This is a genomic window from Nitrosarchaeum sp. (assembly GCF_025699065.1).
In the GTDB taxonomy this organism is placed as follows: domain Archaea; phylum Thermoproteota; class Nitrososphaeria; order Nitrososphaerales; family Nitrosopumilaceae; genus Nitrosarchaeum.
Map to the genome: position 1 here is coordinate 219363 of NZ_JAILWF010000001.1, position 17844 is coordinate 237206.

Sequence of the window (17844 nt, forward strand, 5' to 3'; positions counted from 1 at the left end):
TTTGCAATACACAAAGTTGCCTAAACGGCAGATTAGCCAATAATTAATTAGGCTAACCTATTTTAGCTTCAAAAATATAATTGACTCGTTGGAAGATATTTCTAAAAAACTGTATAATATTTTAAAAGAGTCATGTGAGTCATGCAAATCAAATTCAATAGCAATATCGGGAGGATTAGATAGTACAATTATAGCATATTTTCTAAAAGAACGAAAACCAAAGTCAATTGCAATAATAGCAAAAGACTTTGTTGCAAGTGATCTTACATACTCTCAAAGAGCATCAAAGGAATTTAACATGCCATTAACAATCAATCAAGTAAGCACTACAGATATTTTAAATGCCATAGAAGAAACCATAAAAATTCTAAGAAACTTTAACGATATAGAAATTAGAAATAATGTGGTCATGTACCTGGCAATAAAGTGGGCAAAGGATCAAAATAGTTCAGGAATTATTACAGGCGATGGCGCAGATGAGTTATTTGCAGGATATAATTTTTTGATAAAAAAATCCGAAGAAGAACTAGAAAAAGAAATACAAAGAGTATGTTCTGTAATGCATTTTCCAACGCAAGAGATAGGTAAATCACTAGGGATAACAGTAGAATCACCGTTTTTGAATGAAAATGTCATAGAATTTGCAAAGACAATTCCATCAAACCTCAAAGTTAGAGAAGAAAAAGCAAAGAGATATGGAAAGTGGATTCTCAGAAAAACATTTGAGAAAAACATCCCAATGCAAATTGCATGGAGAGAAAAAGCACCCATGCAAGATGGATCAGGTACTGCAGGACTTTCAAATTTGTTTGATTCTGTGATAAACGATCAAATGTTTTTAGAAAAGAAAAAGAAAATACAAGATGCAGATGAAGTCACAATAAGAACAAAGGAATCCATGTATTATTATGAAATTTATAGAAAAATGTATCAGGTGCCTACAAAGAATCAAGACACAGAGTCATGCCCTTATTGCAATTTCAATGTAGAAAAATCAAAATTTTGTCGTATGTGTGGAGCTTTTCCAATTTAGATATTTTTCTTCCATTTTTTTGGTTTTCGAATGAAAATTTTCCTGCATCCATTACAACAAAAAAATAGTTTTTTCCCATCATATTCATGAGTTACTGCTAATTCTTCAGAAAGTTCAATTCCACAAACTGGATCTACTGGCACAAATTTTTTCACAGATCATTTCTATTTATAGATATGTTGGATTTGAACAAAAGACAGGGTAAAAATTATGAATGAATTATTTTCAATATTTTTTTTGGAAGTATGCCATAATCAGCGTCAGGTTCTGAAACAACATACAAAATATCATCATTAACTAGAAAACTAATTGCTAATGCACGTTCTCTTGATGCTAATGCAAAATTTACTGGACCCAATTGTTTATCAAATTCTTTTCTCATTTTTACTCTCAATGCAAGCTCCATAAAGATCATCTCGTCATCTTTTTCATTTTCTAATGGTTCAACATTTTCTTTCATTCCACCAGCAACTAATCTTCCTCGCTCATTAATTACTCCGGCAAATCTTATTTTGGGGTCTAACGCCAAAATTGTTTTACAAATAGCAGAATAATCAAAAATCTTAGAAGACAAATTTCTGATTATAATCTCAAATTACCCATTTATTATCTTTCCATAGAATTCATATATTTAACGCATGAATAAACAATTTTTGAAATCATGAAGTTAATTTCTTAACTAATGCAAGAAATTCTTCCTCAGGCATTGGAGGAATTTTCATTATCTCAAGATTTTCAGAAACGTGTGATGGTGATTTTTGTCCTACCAGTGGAGATATTACACCAGGGGATGAACGAATGAACTGTAAGGCGCGAATGGATGGTTTTAGTTCGTTAAACTCTGGCATAGCACCAGGTGTTAGTAATCTTCCTTGCATTAATGGCACACTTGTAAATACTCCAACATTCAACTTGGATGCAGCTTCCAATATAGAAATAGATTTTCCAGCAAGTGTTTGATTCTTTGCCAGTAGTGCTTGATCATAATACATGTTAAATGGAAGTTGAATAAAGCGAAATCCATGATTTTCACCACCAATAGTTTTTGCCAATTCTACTGTATCTTCTAATGAAAGATATTGTGGATTATCAGAAGAAACTCGAAAACACTCCCATGTTGCCATACCATAAAATTTTATTTTTCCTTCGCTTCGTTTTTGCTCATATAATTCAAAGACCTGTTTTAGATTTTCCAAAAACTTTTCTTTTGAGATATCTTTGATTTGACCCTCTACAGCATTATGCAAGTATATCAAATCAACACAATCTAAACCAAGATTTTTCAAACTACGTTCTAGTTGATTATCAAGATATCTAGGAGTCATGCAATGGTATCCGGAGGACACATCACCTTCTTTTAGTATCCCTTTTTGAGTATATTCAGTTTTAATATATTCCCAAAATTCTTGTTTTACATCAGCATCATTTGTGATATATCCATTTTTTGTACTAATGAAAATTTGATCACGAGTAATTTTTCCTTCATTGATCAAGTCAGAGATTGCTTTTCCAACAGAACGTTCAGCTTTTTGTGCTCTATAATTAATTGCAGTATCAATCACATTAATTCCAGATAAAACAGATTGTTTTACTGCATTTTTTACAAGCATGTCTGTCTGTTCATTTGGATCTCCAAGATAGGTACCAATACCAACATTAGATAATTCAAGGCCGTGTATTTTCTTAAAATTTAATGAATTTACGCTTGAGTTTTTAGCAAATTTTGCTGTACCTTCAGATGTAGCAAATCCAGTAATCATAAAAATCATCAAACGTTACTGAATTTATGTCTAGTTGATTAATAGTGCATCAAACAAAAAACTTAGTACAAATAATGCACCAGTAATTCGGCTAAACTTTAGTGTGTTAGACATTGATGGAATTAATTCATCTACAGCATCAAAATTTTTTCTAAGATCAAGACCTGCTTTCATCAATAATGGAATACCAAGTATCGTAATAAGAGACAGTATTGGAAAAAGTCCTAAAAAGATTCCAGTAAAAATTACAAAATATGAAATTAAAGGAAAAACCCAAAAAATAGATGTTGCCCTTTTTTTACCAACTGCAATAACCAGAGTTTTTCGTCCTTTAGATTTATCGGCATCATGATCAGGAAAAGATGTGATAAATAAGACCAGAGAAGACAAAACTCCTATAACTATTCCTCCTAAAATTGATTCAAGGATAATTTGATTTGATTGAATAAAAAAAGTTCCAAGCACTATCATTGTTCCCTTTACTGCTACAAAAAATTCAGCAAGTCCAGAATCTACAATTTTTGTAGAATAAAAATAGATAGATAAAATTGCGAATCCCAAAATTGCAGCAATAATTATTCCATCAGTAAATACAAAATAAAATCCAATCATGGAACCTAAAATTAAAAATCCAATTCCTGCACGATAAACAGAAGATGGTTTGAGTAATCCCTCTGGCAAAACACCTGTTCCTCCACTCATTTTGGTTCGTTTAGTAGTGGTATCTATTCCTCTTTTGTAATCCCAGTAATCATTCAATAAATCAACACTAGCATGAAGTGCCATTACACCAGCAAAGGTCAAAAAAGCATCAAATAGTTCAATAGTATGATTTTGATTCCAATTTATTGCAAGACCAAGTAATACAGCTATAACTGAGGCTAAAAGAAACTTGACACGTATCACTCTTAACCATACAGAGATCATCAAAGGATTAAACAAATACAACATAATATTTCTATGTAAAAACATAATGAAAATAGTAAAAAAATAATGTTCAATATAAAAAATACATTAAAACATCAGAGTTAAATTATAAATTTAATAAAATAAAAAAAGAAAAAAGGATTAATCTTTCTTATTCTTATCGTCGTTCTTGTATTTATCGTCGTTCTTGTATTTATCGTCGTTCTTGTATTTATCGTCGTTCTTGTATTTATCGTCGTTCTTGTATTTATCGTCGTTCTTGTATTTATCATAGTGGTCATCATAATCATCGTCATGTTCATCATCATGATCATCATCATGATCATCGCCGCGGTCATCATCTTTTGCGTCATCATCTAGAGGATCTGTGAACGAATAAGTGACATCTATTATTCCAGTGTCAATAGAATTACATTCTATGTAAATTCCATTGATACCATTGATGTTTGCCAATGCCATTGTAAAACATTCTGGAAAATCAACAATATCTCCCAAATCAGTAGGAAAATTGTCTTGTTCATGAACATTAACTGCAACCAATGTTCTGGTATTTAGAAGTGCAGGATCTGCAATGAAAACATCATCATGATTATCAGGATCAAATGGATTGATCAATATACAGGGAGGTACAACCAAATCACAGCTGTCAAAACTAAGAACGTCTTCATAATTAAAAGACAGTGAATTTACATAAAGATTGGCATTTGAACTACTTTGTACGCCATTCCCTCTATTTTCATTTTTGTCATATGTTGCAAAAACATTACTGCTAACTGACACAGAACCAATCAAGATTCCAGCAATTACAAGTATCGACATAAGATGTAATGTATTAGTCATTAAAAATAATCACAGTAAGGAATTATTATAAAAATGTGAGCTCGAAATGCACAACATTTTTGAAAATTTATTAAATTAAAGCTCCTCTTCTTCCCAATCTTCTTCAAGTGGAGCTTTTGATTTTTTCAAAAACAATACGACTAGTACACCAATCAAAAGTATTGCAGCAATAATTACATAAACAATCCATTCAGGCAAATCAAGATCCACGGTATTCAAAGTTTTATCTGGAGAATCAACATTAATTGTTAAAGTATCCTTTCCTTCAGAATACCCTTCAGCAGTTGCAATAAGATTCAATGAAATGCTAGGACCGTTTGTCGCAGTCAATCTAACAACTGCACTCCCATCAGGACCTGTTTGTATGACATCTGGAACAACCAGAGAATTTCCATCTGTGTTTATTTTAATAGATGCGCCTGCAACGGATTCAGCATTTTCATCATCGATAAATAATTTAATTTCAACTGGTTTATCAACTGGAATTTGATCAGATAAACCACTTGTGAATATTTTTAATTTTGTCAATGAAGAATCAGTGCTAATTTCAGATTCGGTTCCGATCACACCTTTTGCACTTGCTGAAATCACAGAATTACCAATTACGCCAGTAGTTTCAATCGGAAATAAGGCATAAGAGACACCAGAGGGGATTACAGCATCATCGATTACCTGAACTAGACTTTCTTTAGATGAAGTAATTTTGGATTTTACATCATATGTAGGAATAATTGGATTGCCTTGAAGATCAACAATTTGCACTATGCCGAAATTTTTGTCATGATTTGCATTTATTTTATTCACAGGAAGCAACACGATCATCTTAGATGAGGGTTGAGTAACAAAGGTTTTTTTGGTTTCAAGGGATAAATCAGCACCTTCTCCAATTGGGACTACTTTCAGATCAATAAAATTTTCATCTTCAGTTATAGTAAATGAATCACTACGAAGTGTTGCAAATGCAAAAGTAGCATCTTTTTTGATTTCAATTATACCATTGGTAGGGGTAACAAGATACTTTGAATCATGTTTTAGTACTTTTGGCCTATCTTGGCTATCTATTGCAATCAAAAATACATCAAAATTCCCCTCACGATCAAATAGGATGGTATTCTGACCAGTGGGGGAGAAAATTCTAGCTTCTTTTTGCTCAAGTGTATTTACAACCTCAGTTAAAACAGAATCAGAGCCCACACCCTGAACAGATGCAGAAATTAAAACAGGTCCACTTTTTTGTCCCGAAGTAATTGTAGCAGTACCAAAAGAATTACCAACCTCAATTTTACCAATGTCCTTAATTGTAACTAGTTTTGAATCACCAGAGATAACATTTAATTTTTTGACATATCCATCAGCATAATAATTTTCATTTGTTTGAATTGGATAAAATTCACCGTCTTTGAGATCATCTATAGTTAAAATTATTATATCTTCATCCTCAGCATCTTCTGTTTCTTCAGTAATTGGATTTCCATTTTCATCAACATCATCATCATCTTCTTCTACTGCGATTACTTGATAAGTCACAATACTAGTAGCATTACTAGGAATTCTTTCTGGAATGAATAATTGTATGTCTTTTTCAGTTATTTTATCATTATCAATGTTAATTGACTTTCCCACTGTTGAAAATGTGTCAGTAGCAATTCCATATCCTTCTGCACTAACCCCGATTTTGATATCATTGGCAAGTAAATGAGATAGATCTAAATTCTGTCTGAGATAATAGCCAAATTGACCTTTTTTAATTACAGTTTTTACTTCTTTCATAGTATCATCTAATTTATCACCAACTGAATATTGATCATTTGAGAAAAAATTTAATTTAATATCTTCAGGAGTGATTGTAGGATTTCCATCAGAATCAACTACACTTACAAAAATATCTATTTGTTTTTTAACATCAGCATTAATTAATTTTGGAAAAACGTTAATGGTTAAAGAAGCAGGAAGTGTTGAAGATATCTTTATGCTTTTTGCAGTATCTAAATTAGATTCATCTTGAATTGCACGTAGGAATGTATTTCCAACTTTTTGATGAGTTTCAAGAGTTCCCCAGGCATAATATTCACCCTTTTTTATTGTCAGAGTATCAGAATTTGGCATAGCTAAGGATTTTTCATATTCTAAATTAACATCTACGTCAAATGGTGCTCTAATTATGTAATTATCAGATGTTCTCAAATAAACAGAAAAAGGCATTTTAGAGTTTACATGCATGTCATCTGAAGGCAAATTTAATTCCAAGATAAGATCATCTGGAAGATGAGTTTCATTGTTACCTATCTGAATTTTTTGAGAAGATGTTTTTGAGTTTAATGATGCAGTAATTACAGCATTACCTGTCAAATTTCCAACAAATACATCAAATGAAGCATACTCTTCATTTGCTTTTAAGATAATTTTTTCCGGAACAGATACCAAAGTAGGTTTATCAGAGGATAGCATAAAGGTCACATCTTTTGAAGATGTAATCGGAGTTCCGCTCTTACTTAGAATGAAAATATATCCAATGTGATGAACGCCTTGTCCTTCATCAATATGAGATGGAGTAATTGATAACTTGATAGAATAATCAGTAAGTGAATCAAGATTTTGAGCAGATGCAGATTGTAAATGTAAAGGCAATAGAACAATAATTGTTAAAAGAAAGATGAGAGATTTTTTGTGAGTCATTTTTGTTTACCATAAAAAGTAAAAAAGGTGGGGTTAACCACTTTGTTGACCTGCTATAATTGTCCCTACAAACACTGCACCATTAGCTGTTGTCAGTTTGAACTGGGTATCTCTGCCATTTTTGATGTTTTCACCAAGCTGCATCACTATTGATACTTGTTGTCCTGGTTGAAGTTCAGCAGATGATGTACCTAAGAAAGATCCAGGTCCAGCTGTTAGAACACGGTATTGACCGTTAGTTGGTGAACCACTAGTGTAATTATACACTGAGCCACCAAATCTAATTTCACCTAATGTGACTTTACTAACACTATTACTCTGTAGATAGACTGTTACTTCCTCGCCTAGTACAAGACCATTACCTGGAGTATTACCAGCAGAATAAGTCGTACCATCGTGGTTTAACAAATCAGTACCATCAGAGGCATCATAACCAGTGAATTTCAGAGATTCGATGTTTGGGGAACCGCTTACTTGAGCAGAACTAAAGAATCCTTGTGAGAACACAAAGACAATACTTCCACCTACAACTGCGATAGCGACTAAAAGAAGTGTTGCAATGATTGGAGCAACTGCTCTTCTAGAGGTCATTTTTTGTTTTTTTGACGTTATGTATGTCATTCTTGATTGTATAAAATTAAAAAAGATGTTAAAGAGATCTGTGTTCAAAATGCACTACATTTTGCAAAAGTGTGCATTTGTAATTAAAAATGAACAAAATTATGAACCGTTTACTTGTAAAACAATCTCATTTAATGGGCCAATTGAAAAATTATTGGTAGTCTGCCCTTGTGCTAAAACATACATCACATACATTTGATCATTTGTCACACTAGGAGCTTTTGCACTAAATTGGATGGTATCTGCTTGATTAGATGCATCTCCCAAATTGGTCGAGGTTACACCTATTATTTGAGTAGAACCATCACCAAATGTAGTAATTGTTGGAGGATTTACAAAACCATAATTATTTACAATTTGCACATCAGTCCAATCTTTTGGAACATTGATAATTAACTGTGCTCCAGATTTTATCCAAGTACTTGTGCTAGTATCAAGATCAGCAAAAACAATATTAAATGTTTGAGTACTACCTGGAACTATTCCTGTTCTTGTAGATTGTATATCGGCATTATTTCTAGAATCCACATTACTAGAGAGGTAGACATTACCAATTACTTCAGTACCATCATACATTGTAGTCTGATATCCAGATTTACCAAATGAACCAACTGTTGTAAATACGGATGCCTGTACCACTACAGTTTCTAAAATATTTTGTCCAGCAATAGTTCCTGGTAAAACTCTTACAAGAAATTGCTGCGTTGAGTTTGGAGCAATCACCACAGGATTAGCGTAATTTTGCCACATAATTACATTCTCAGAAGGGCAATTCCAGCTGTTTGTTCCAGTTGGAAAAATATTAACTGCTCCACAACTTGCAGCAAATATTTTATCATTGTTATTTGCCCCAGGAGCAAATGCAGTGATAGATAATTTACTTACTTCCATTGGAGCATTTACAGGGTTGGCTACATTGATACCCCATAATGCTTTATCATTTGAATCCCCTTGAGGAGAAGGAATTATCAAAAATAATTTTGGTCTGGCAAGTAAATCTTCATTTATGATATTATAATTTTGGTCTCCTCCAGTACTTTCTGTAGGTAATCTCAACGTACTTACATCAGAAATTGTATTGCTGATAACAGTAGGACCGTCAAGCTCTGTACCACTAGCATAACTAGAAAAATTAACAGGATCACCATTAGAACCAGATATTGTATAATCCCAAGAAAATAAAACAGATTCTCCAGGTGTAAGATCAACAGATACTGGAATTGGAGAAGAGGATGCAACAACTGCAAGTGCAGGAGTAACAGTTAGTGAACCAGGTGAAACATCTTCAATAATTGTCGAGCCAGTATTAGTCACTACCATTGCAACAGTTACATTTTGTCCAATAATTACATCTGGAGGATTTGTTATCATTTCTGCACGCAAACCATTAGAAGAAGGTCCAGTACCTATAGTTAGTTCCGCAGTTCTAACAGTACCCAATGTAGAAATTACTTTGACATCATATGTATCAGGAACCATGTAAAGTGATTGAGTAGACAAAACATTGGATGTAAAACCAGTTGGAACAAAAGCATCATCAGAAGTAACAGTAAAAGGTGTTGCAGGTTGAGTTGGCAGAGTTTTATTTGTAATCCATATACGAGATATCTCTACGGGGTTTTGGCCATTATTATCAACTGAGACATTTAAAATATTATCGGCATCTGCAAAAACTGCAATTCCAAATTGTTCTTGTTGTTTTTTTAGTTCAATATCCGCAACCACTCTTTGGGTATTTACAATATCAGTTTGAGAATCAAGAGCAAGACTCATTGCAGAAAAACCAGCAATCATCAAAACAGTAAAAATTAACGCACCAACAACAGATGAAATTCCACGCCTAGAATTTGAAGTATGTAATAAAATATTGATCATCTTGCATTACCACTCTCAATTAAAAATTCTACAAGGCTAATACTACCAATATTTAGAAAAGTACGTATTCCCTTATTTAACAAAATATCTGAATCATCATCGCCAAGCTTAATCAAAAGATTAACAGTTTCACCACTTTTAATTTCATTATTACCAGATTGAATAGTTGACGAATCAGAAATTATTGAAAACATTCCATCGCGAGGATAGTTACCTCCAGAAGAGATATCTTGTAAAGTGTTCAAAGTAGCACCAGATGTTTGAATATCCCAAGGATGAGGGACGTTATTTAATTGAATACTCTCCAAAAAAACTGAATTAATACTGTTATTTTTAATTTTAATTATAATAAATTCAGAACCTCCATTTGATGGAAGTTTATCTGAATTTATTACAGAACATGTATCACCACATATTTTATTATCAAATTGATTATCAAGATTAGATATTTGCAACAAGGTAGTAGAATCGCGTGTATCATATCCCAACAATTTGATTGATTTTGTTGCAGTATCTAATGATGAAGCAGTAGCCAAATTTCCAGAGATAAAAGAATCGTTTACAAAATAAGTTAAAGTTGTGGCACCAGTCACAGTTATTCCCATTAGCAACATTGTCGAAATAATATCTGTGATGCCTCTCCGTTTAGATCCATGAGATTGTTTTCCCAAGTTTAACATCAAATAATTTTTCATTTCAATCCTATGTGTTGTACGGACTAGCTACAGTAGAAAAGAAATTACCTTTTGAGGTGGTAATAGAAATTTTATATTCAGATGTACGATATAAAGGATCATCCCAAGTTTGTGAATTTAGATTTGCATTGACAATAACAGGATCACTTGATTCTTTTATCTGGATGGTAGTACCAGCACTCTCATCCCAATTCACAAGAATATTTTGGGTATTAAGTTTTACAACGGTTATACTTTCAATTGTTGATTCTGTCGTACCAATATTTGCCAGATACAATATGATTTGATCAGTTCCAGGCTCAAATCGAACATGTTCAAACATTAAATTTTCTCGAAATGCTTCATTTTTTGCCTTATCATGAAAAGTCAAGTCATATGAAAATGCATTGATTTGATTCATGCCATTAAACAGAACTACAGAACCAATAGACGTAACAACTCCCAAAATTACAACACTGCCCATGACTTGACTTACTGCACGTCTTTTTTTTAGGGAGTTAGATAATGGGTATTTCATTTACGACCACCATTATTTGCATACCAAACAGAAACAAATTCCTCTACACGTGAAATAATTTTTGAAAAATCAGGATCAGAAATCAAGTTTATTCCATAATGTTTTGCTAAATTTTCGACTCCATCTTTTACATCAGATACAGTGACAAAGAAAGTATTTTTTGGATCAATATCCAACTTAGGAATTAAAACAGAATTCATATCAGACTCATCTACCCCTGAAGATTGATTTTTAATAAAAATTAAAATTGAATCGTCATTTGATTTACTTTTACCAAAAATTGGAATTTCGTGTACATTTCCACTCTTCCCTTTAACACGAGCATTTAATTCAGCTGAAAAATTAAAACCATTTAACAATTTCATCAATTCATCTTTGATTTGAGTTGTATCAGAAACATTAGAGATATCAGAATTCTTTAATTTGTAACAAAATGTAGTGATGAATTTTCCAGAATTGGTATCAAAATCATGATCATGATTTCTACAATGAAGTTTTATAACTGCATTATCAAATTTTTCTACACAATCTTCACATTGATACCACATCGCAGGAACACGAATTTCTTTATCAAAATTTTTGATTTCTTTCATACAAGAGGGACAAATTGAATGCGCGATGTTTGAAAAATCAAATTTTTTACTTTCAGCAATATATCCACATTTTTTATGTTCAAACAGGTTTAATTTTTCTACATTCATGGAATGACATTTAGGGCAATACAATCTCATGCTTGATGAAAAAACTGTAGGATGTAATGGACAGACGATTAATTTTTCATAGATGTGTTTAGCTAAAATTCCATCTGAGACTAGATCATCTAAATATAATACATTGTCATGAGGTTCTCCTATTTTGGACAGAATTGGATAGTAGATGTGACCCTTAGTATAATCAATAAATGGTTTAATCGTTTTATCATCTAATTTTTGTACCTCCTGAATCAGATTCACAGATTTACTAGTTGAGGGCCTAGGCAAATCAGGCTCAAAATTTGCTTTTGTAGGTTCATCAATAGTATCTGACTCCTTTTTTAGAAATGAAGAGATTCCACCAACGTGAGGAAATTTAGAATCAGGCTTGGATTTAGTTCCACTAGGTTTTCGTCCAAACATCAAGTACACACCTCATAAGATAAGAGCGTAACACATACCATGGCTACATGTATTAACTAAAACCACAGTAAAAGCAAAATGTTGTTCAAATGAACGAACAAGCGTTAAAAGACAAAGCAGTTATAAAAATACCTAAAAATGAGGCTAAATATATTTAAGAATAAAATTTCAGCAGTACAAAAAATACAATATGAGCATAAAAATATTGTAAAATCAAATGAAAATAAGATAGAAGAGAAATCTCAACATGTTAAAGAAAATGAAAAGAAAGTTCCACAGTTTATGACACTTTCAAAGTTAGATTGGGACAATAATGAGATTCATGCAGGAATAATAAAAGATCCAACAGCAAAAGGAGGATTAAGATATCAAGTCATAGAGCCAATATTAACAGAAAGAGACCAAAAAGCTTTTGACATTATTAAAAAACTGTTAATGACAGAACTTTCAGTATCACTTGGAGATATTAAATCAAAAAAAGATGCAGAAAGAAGGCTAAAAAATAAAATCGCAATAATGATTAAAAAATACAGATTAAAAATTCCACCAAAAAATATCGAAAGGATAAATTATTTTGCAGTTCGAGATTTTGTATACCTTGGAAAGATTGAACCGCTTATGAGAGATCATATGATTGAAGAAATAAGTTGTGATGGGACAAACATTCCAATTTATGTATGGCATAGAGAACACGAATCAATTCCAACAAATATAATCTTCAAAAATGAAGCTGAGTTAAATAATTTTGCAAGAAAAATGGCATATGTTTGTGGAAAACATGTATCAGTTGCAGATCCAATCATAGATGCATCGTTACCGGGTGGAAGTAGAATCAATCTAACATTAGGTCATGAAATTACAAAAAGAGGGAGTACATTTACAATCAGACGTTTCAGAGCAGATCCAATTACAGTAATTGATTTAATCAAATTCGGGACAATGTCAGTAGATATTGCGGCATACATGTGGTATCTCGCTGAAAAACGTGCTACAATGCTTATTGCAGGAGGTACTGCAAGTGGAAAGACTACTGCTCTAAACGCTCTTGCGACATTTATCAGACCTGGACAAAAAGTAGTCAGCATAGAAGACACACAAGAATTGAATCTACCTCATGAAAATTGGATCCCAGCTGTTTCAAGGCAGAGCTTTACAGATACACAGATTGGAGAAATCAATCAATTTGATCTACTCAGAGCAGCACTTAGACAAAGACCAGATATAATTATTGTAGGAGAAACTAGAGGAAGAGAGGCTTATACATTATTTCAGGCAATGGCTACAGGTCACGGAGGATTTTCATCAATACATGCGGATTCAGTTGATGCAACATTAACAAGATTAACATCTTCACCAATGGACGTTCCAAAATCGCTCATTTCAAACAGTCTTGATTTGATTACATTGCAGCTAAAAATCAGAATTGGTGAAAAATCTGCAAGAAGAATAATTCAAGTATCAGAAATAAACGGTATCGATGAAAAAACTGGAGAAATTAAAACTCATGAGATATTCAAATGGAATCCAAAAGAAGACAGACATGAATTCATGGGAGATAGTGTAGTGTTTAGTAAAATAAAAGAAAGAGACGGGGATACGGATGAAAAGATCAATTATGAATTAACAAAAAGACGACTAGCATTAGAATGGATGGCAAAAAAAGACATTCGGGATCACAAAGAAGTCTCAAATAACATCATGGAGTATTACTCGGATCCTGAAAGATACTATGAAAGAAAGAGGTTAGAGATGTAACATGACAAAAACAAAACAAAAACAACAAGAAGAATCAGTCGGAGTCATTCATGTGTATAGTTACAAGTTGCTTAATGAACATATAAAATTTCTATATCCAAAATTCAAACCGCTAGAAAAATCAATCAAACAAGCAATGATGCCAATTCCTTTTGAAGTATACGTTTCAAGCATGGTTTTCTTTAGCATTATTGGTGGAGTTTGCGGTGCAATAATAGGGCTAATGGCATCTCAATTAATCAACATACAACCTGTGATTGTGGGTTATCTTCTTCCACCAATTGCAGGATTAGTCTTAATGGCAATGACATTTGGGGTTTTGCAAATCATTCCTCCAGTCAAAGTAAAAAACAGATCAACAAAACTGCTAGAAGAAATTCCACATTTTATTGGATACATGTCGACGCTTGCAACAAGTGGGTTATCATTAGAAGATATTTTCAAAGCAATATCAAAAGAAGAGACAGATGAAGACATTGTAAAGGATGCACGTTTCATTACCAGAAACATTGAGATTCTGGGAATGGATTTAATCACAGCAGTAAAAGATCTAATCAATAGAACACCACCAGGACCATATTCAGAATTACTGGAAGGAGCTATTGTTACATCTCAATCAGGTGGGGATTTGAAAGAATACTTTAACGCTACGGCAAAAGTTCAGCTAGAAGAAAAAAAGATGTTATTACAAAAAACTACAGAATCGCTTGGTTCTGTTGCAGAAATATACACAATTCTCTTAATAGTATTTCCACTGCTTGCAGTTATCATGTTATCAATCATGGGCATTATGAGTCCAAGTTTAGGAGGTTTTGACTTGCTTACACTAATGAACATACTGACATTTGCAGTAATTCCACTAAGTGGGGTATTGATGTTAGTAATGATGGATACCATGGTGCCAAAGAGGTAAAACATGCAAAAAATTGATAGAAACCAAAAAGAGATTTCAACAAATGAAATAATGCCAAAAAAGTCCATTTTAAAAAATGAGATTGTAAAATCAATCATGTTTTCAATTGTTGCGTCAATTAGTGTAATTGTAATTAGTTTAGAAATCTCAAGTGTAGTTGAATCAACTATGATCAAAGATGTCGGGATAATATTTGGAATCATGGTTGGAGTCATTCCATTAACAATTCATCAATTAAGAGAAGTGCAAAGAAGAGATAGTGTAGATAGGAACATGCCAGTATTTTTATTAGCATTACTAAGTTCTGTTCAAAGCGGCTCCAATCTTATCAAAGCAATAGAACAAGCAGCAGATAGAAACTTGGGAGCATTAACTCCTGAATTAAAGAATCTTAAAGCAAACATCAGTTGGGGAACGCCATTAGAAGACGCATTTGAGAATTTTGCAAAGAGAACAGGCACAAGAGTATCACGACGTGTAACTGTACTACTTGAGATGGCCATGAAGATAGGAGGAGATGTAAGTGAGAACTTGGAGATGATTCAAAAACACGTCTCAGAGATGCAAAACATTGAAAAAAGTAGAAAGTCAGCTTTGCAACCATATACATATACAATTTACATTTCATTTGCAGTGTTTTTAGCAGTTGCAGTATTACTAACTACTAGCTTTTTTACTGAGATTGAAAAAGTTCAAGATGGACTGTTAGCTGCAGGTAGTGGAAAAGATGGATTGTTTGGATCATTAGCAGATTTAGATGTATCAAAATTAGAATCAGCGTTATTTAACATGGCAATAATTGAAGCAGTCTTTGGAGGAGTAGCTGCAGGAAAGATAGGATCTGGGTCGTATGTTGCAGGAACAAAACACGTTGTGGTAATGATAATCATGGCAGTAATTGCATTTAATGTATCATAGTTTCATTTCAGACATTTTTGATTACAAATGTATGAAATGTAATTAACAGTCATAAAATTTTATTCAACAAGTTGTTAGTAGATGATCTAACACACTGATCCTTTAGTTCTCATCGATTAGTCATTAGACATAGATGAAAACGATCAAACTGGGAAATTATGCGCAAGTGCTAAATGCAATCACACAAAAAATCCTCATGCAAGAAAAACAGGAGAGAAATTAATTTGATGACATTTCAAGATCAAATAACAGGCATTGCATCAGAATTGGAAATGATTTTGGATCTGGATGAACTAGAAGCTAAAGTATATTTGAATTTATTACGGGCTGGACCAATTACAGCAAGTGCACTAGCAAAAGAGCTGGACATAGACAGAGCAAGAATGTATAGAACGGTAGACAAGCTAGTAAGCAGAAACATAATTTCAACAACATTATCTAGTCCTAAATTATGTATTGCTGCAGAACCACAAGATGCATTAAAAATTGCACTAAGAAAAAAAGAAGATGAAGTAAACAGAATTAAAAAAGATGGAGAAGCAATTATTGAAAAAATCAATAGTGAAATTACAACTAAACAGGGCACAAACGTGCCTACATTTAGAGTGGTACAAGGAAGGGGAAATATTTATGCAGACATTGCACAGCTAATTGAAAACTCGTCAGGAATAATATACATCTCAACTACACTTGAAGATATTTCCAGAATGTATCATAGTGCGATACCTGAAAAGATCACCGTGTGTGAAAAAAAAGGGGGTAAAGTGAGATTACTTGTAGAACTAGATGATCCAAAATTAATTTCGTTTGTTAAAAGATTCAACGCAACTGAAACTAAAATTTGTAAATTACCATCAAAGGGAAGAATGGTTGTTCAGAAAGATAAACAAATGATCATGTCAGATTCAACAGCTGCTAGTCAAATGTCTTCAAATTCAGAATCAGATTTTTCTTTGTGTACAAATTCATCTGAGATGGTAAGCAACATACATAGTCTGTGTAGTCTTTTGTGGGATACTGCACAACCAATAACATCACTTGATGTAAAAAATTATATTAAAAAATAAAATACATAATTAAAATTTAAAAAAATTGTAATGATGGATTAAAATTATAGTATTTCATAGGTTTTGTAATCACCCTGGTTTCGTACACGTTCAAACCTCTTGAGAACAAATAATGCGGTTTCTCGGACATCAGGACTAGGATCATCTAGTGCTTTTTTAATCAATGATTCAGCTTCAAATGCTCGCATCAATCCAAGCGATTCAATGGCTTCATGTTTAGCCAAGATACTTTGGTTATGCAATGCAGTATTCACCAATACTGGAATTTTATTTCTCATGTTTCTTGCAGCTACTTGAAAACATGCTTCATGTTTTACAACACCGTTAGAATCATTTTGTAGTACCCATTCAAGAACATCAGAAACTTTTTGAAACAAAGGATCGCTTTGATCTTTATTTTCTGCTAGTTCACCAATTAACCAAACAGCATCCCAGCGTTTTGATTCATCAGTTTCATTTTTTAGTATTTGTTCACATTTTAAAAATCGCTCATTAGATGGCAGTGAACGAATCTTGTTTTCATCAAGTAATTCTATTCCCATTCTCACATTTGGAAACTAATGGTTTTTAAAACTACCGAATTAATAAGATATGAGAATAATAAAGGTAGGCTCTAAACGCCAACACCATGAATGAAAATAACGTACGGCAAAAGTTTATCTAAGATTATTAAATAAAAATGACTCATAAAATGTTAAACAAGAAAATTGAAAAACGCGATATTTCAAGAATTAGTCGTTTTGGGTTATTTGCTAAAGAAAAAATATTCAAAGACGAAATAATTTGGATATCAAGTGAAAAATATGTAAAAACAATTCACATGTCGGAACTTGAAAAACTAAACGATATTGAAAGACAAGATTGGATAAACCATTGTTATCAAATTGGAGATTATTATCATATGGATATTGATGATACAAGATTAATGAACCATAGTTGTGAACCAAACACAATTGATTTTCCTAAAGAGGATCCAAACGCAATAATTGCTGCAAGAGATATTGAAAAAGATGAAGAGATCACGTGGAATTATTTACCATTTATGAATCCATTTCAAGTCTTTAACTGTAACTGTGGAAGTAAGAACTGTGTTAAGATTGTTAGGAAATATGCAATAATAAAAACAGTTTGA

At 32.6% G+C, this 17844-nt stretch carries 18 protein-coding genes; 6 read left to right on the forward strand and 12 right to left on the reverse strand.

The features are described from left to right. Positions 1-88 precede the first annotated feature (88 nt). Positions 89-1033, forward strand: coding sequence for an asparagine synthase-related protein (locus K5782_RS01400; RefSeq protein WP_297463412.1), 945 nt, complete (start codon positions 89-91; stop codon positions 1031-1033). On the opposite strand, the gene K5782_RS01405 is transcribed toward K5782_RS01400, so the two are convergent. The 11 genes from K5782_RS01405 to K5782_RS01455 form a co-directional block, all read right to left on the reverse strand. Beyond that, on the reverse strand, positions 1030-1176 hold the full coding sequence (locus tag K5782_RS01405; protein WP_007550681.1) for a YHS domain-containing protein: 147 nt from the start codon (positions 1174-1176) through the stop codon (positions 1030-1032). The two genes, K5782_RS01400 and K5782_RS01405, sit on opposite strands and share 4 nt — an antisense overlap. Before the next feature lie 65 nt (positions 1177-1241). Further along, on the reverse strand, positions 1242-1607 hold the full coding sequence (locus tag K5782_RS01410; protein ID WP_297463417.1) for a DUF6659 family protein: 366 nt from the start codon (positions 1605-1607) through the stop codon (positions 1242-1244). An 85-nt stretch (positions 1608-1692) separates the two neighbouring features. Beyond that, positions 1693-2793: an aldo/keto reductase gene (locus K5782_RS01415; protein WP_297463419.1), complete on the reverse strand. Its 1101-nt coding sequence runs from the start codon at positions 2791-2793 to the stop codon at positions 1693-1695. A gap of 30 nt (positions 2794-2823) precedes the next feature. Beyond that, a complete protein-coding gene (locus K5782_RS01420; protein ID WP_297463421.1) occupies positions 2824-3720 on the reverse strand; it encodes a prenyltransferase in 897 nt (298 codons plus the stop codon). A 141-nt stretch (positions 3721-3861) separates the two neighbouring features. Then, positions 3862-4560 (reverse strand): hypothetical protein, encoded by a 699-nt coding sequence (locus K5782_RS01425; RefSeq protein WP_297463423.1) that lies wholly within the window; start codon positions 4558-4560, stop codon positions 3862-3864. 75 nt (positions 4561-4635) lie between these two features. Beyond that, a complete protein-coding gene (locus K5782_RS01430) occupies positions 4636-7236 on the reverse strand; it encodes a hypothetical protein (RefSeq protein ID WP_297463424.1) in 2601 nt (866 codons plus the stop codon). Positions 7237-7269: 33 nt separating this feature from the next. Next, a complete protein-coding gene (locus K5782_RS01435; RefSeq protein WP_366069254.1) occupies positions 7270-7857 on the reverse strand; it encodes an archaellin/type IV pilin N-terminal domain-containing protein in 588 nt (195 codons plus the stop codon). Positions 7858-7956: 99 nt separating this feature from the next. Continuing rightward, positions 7957-9732 (reverse strand): hypothetical protein, encoded by a 1776-nt coding sequence (locus K5782_RS01440; protein ID WP_297463430.1) that lies wholly within the window; start codon positions 9730-9732, stop codon positions 7957-7959. Next, positions 9729-10412, reverse strand: a complete 684-nt coding sequence (locus K5782_RS01445; protein ID WP_297463674.1) for a hypothetical protein — start codon at positions 10410-10412, stop codon at positions 9729-9731. Before K5782_RS01445 ends, K5782_RS01440 begins: the two co-directional genes overlap by 4 nt. A 22-nt stretch (positions 10413-10434) precedes the next feature. Continuing rightward, positions 10435-10944, reverse strand: coding sequence for a hypothetical protein (locus K5782_RS01450; RefSeq protein ID WP_297463432.1), 510 nt, complete (start codon positions 10942-10944; stop codon positions 10435-10437). Then, a complete protein-coding gene (locus K5782_RS01455) occupies positions 10941-12059 on the reverse strand; it encodes a hypothetical protein (RefSeq protein WP_297463676.1) in 1119 nt (372 codons plus the stop codon). Before K5782_RS01455 ends, K5782_RS01450 begins: the two co-directional genes overlap by 4 nt. Before the next feature lie 138 nt (positions 12060-12197). On the opposite strand from K5782_RS01455, the gene K5782_RS01460 reads away from it, so the two are divergent. From K5782_RS01460 to K5782_RS01475, 4 genes are all read left to right on the forward strand, one after another. After that, positions 12198-13814, forward strand: coding sequence for a type II/IV secretion system ATPase subunit (locus tag K5782_RS01460; protein WP_297463433.1), 1617 nt, complete (start codon positions 12198-12200; stop codon positions 13812-13814). A 1-nt stretch (position 13815) separates the two neighbouring features. After that, complete coding sequence (locus tag K5782_RS01465) at positions 13816-14727, forward strand: type II secretion system F family protein (protein WP_297463436.1); 912 nt, start codon at positions 13816-13818, stop codon at positions 14725-14727. 3 nt (positions 14728-14730) lie between these two features. After that, on the forward strand, positions 14731-15645 hold the full coding sequence (locus K5782_RS01470) for a type II secretion system F family protein (protein ID WP_297463439.1): 915 nt from the start codon (positions 14731-14733) through the stop codon (positions 15643-15645). Positions 15646-15872: 227 nt separating this feature from the next. Further along, positions 15873-16712: a helix-turn-helix domain-containing protein gene (locus tag K5782_RS01475; RefSeq protein ID WP_297463440.1), complete on the forward strand. Its 840-nt coding sequence runs from the start codon at positions 15873-15875 to the stop codon at positions 16710-16712. Positions 16713-16756: 44 nt separating this feature from the next. Here the strand turns inward: K5782_RS01475 and K5782_RS01480 are convergent, their stop codons facing one another. Next, positions 16757-17254 carry a HEAT repeat domain-containing protein gene (locus K5782_RS01480; protein ID WP_297463442.1) on the reverse strand — a complete coding sequence of 166 codons (498 nt, stop codon included), beginning with the start codon at positions 17252-17254 and terminating at the stop codon, positions 16757-16759. A 137-nt stretch (positions 17255-17391) separates the two neighbouring features. Here K5782_RS01480 and K5782_RS01485 point away from each other — a divergent pair, with 137 nt between their 5' ends. Next, positions 17392-17844 carry an SET domain-containing protein-lysine N-methyltransferase gene (locus tag K5782_RS01485; protein ID WP_297463444.1) on the forward strand — a complete coding sequence of 151 codons (453 nt, stop codon included), beginning with the start codon at positions 17392-17394 and terminating at the stop codon, positions 17842-17844.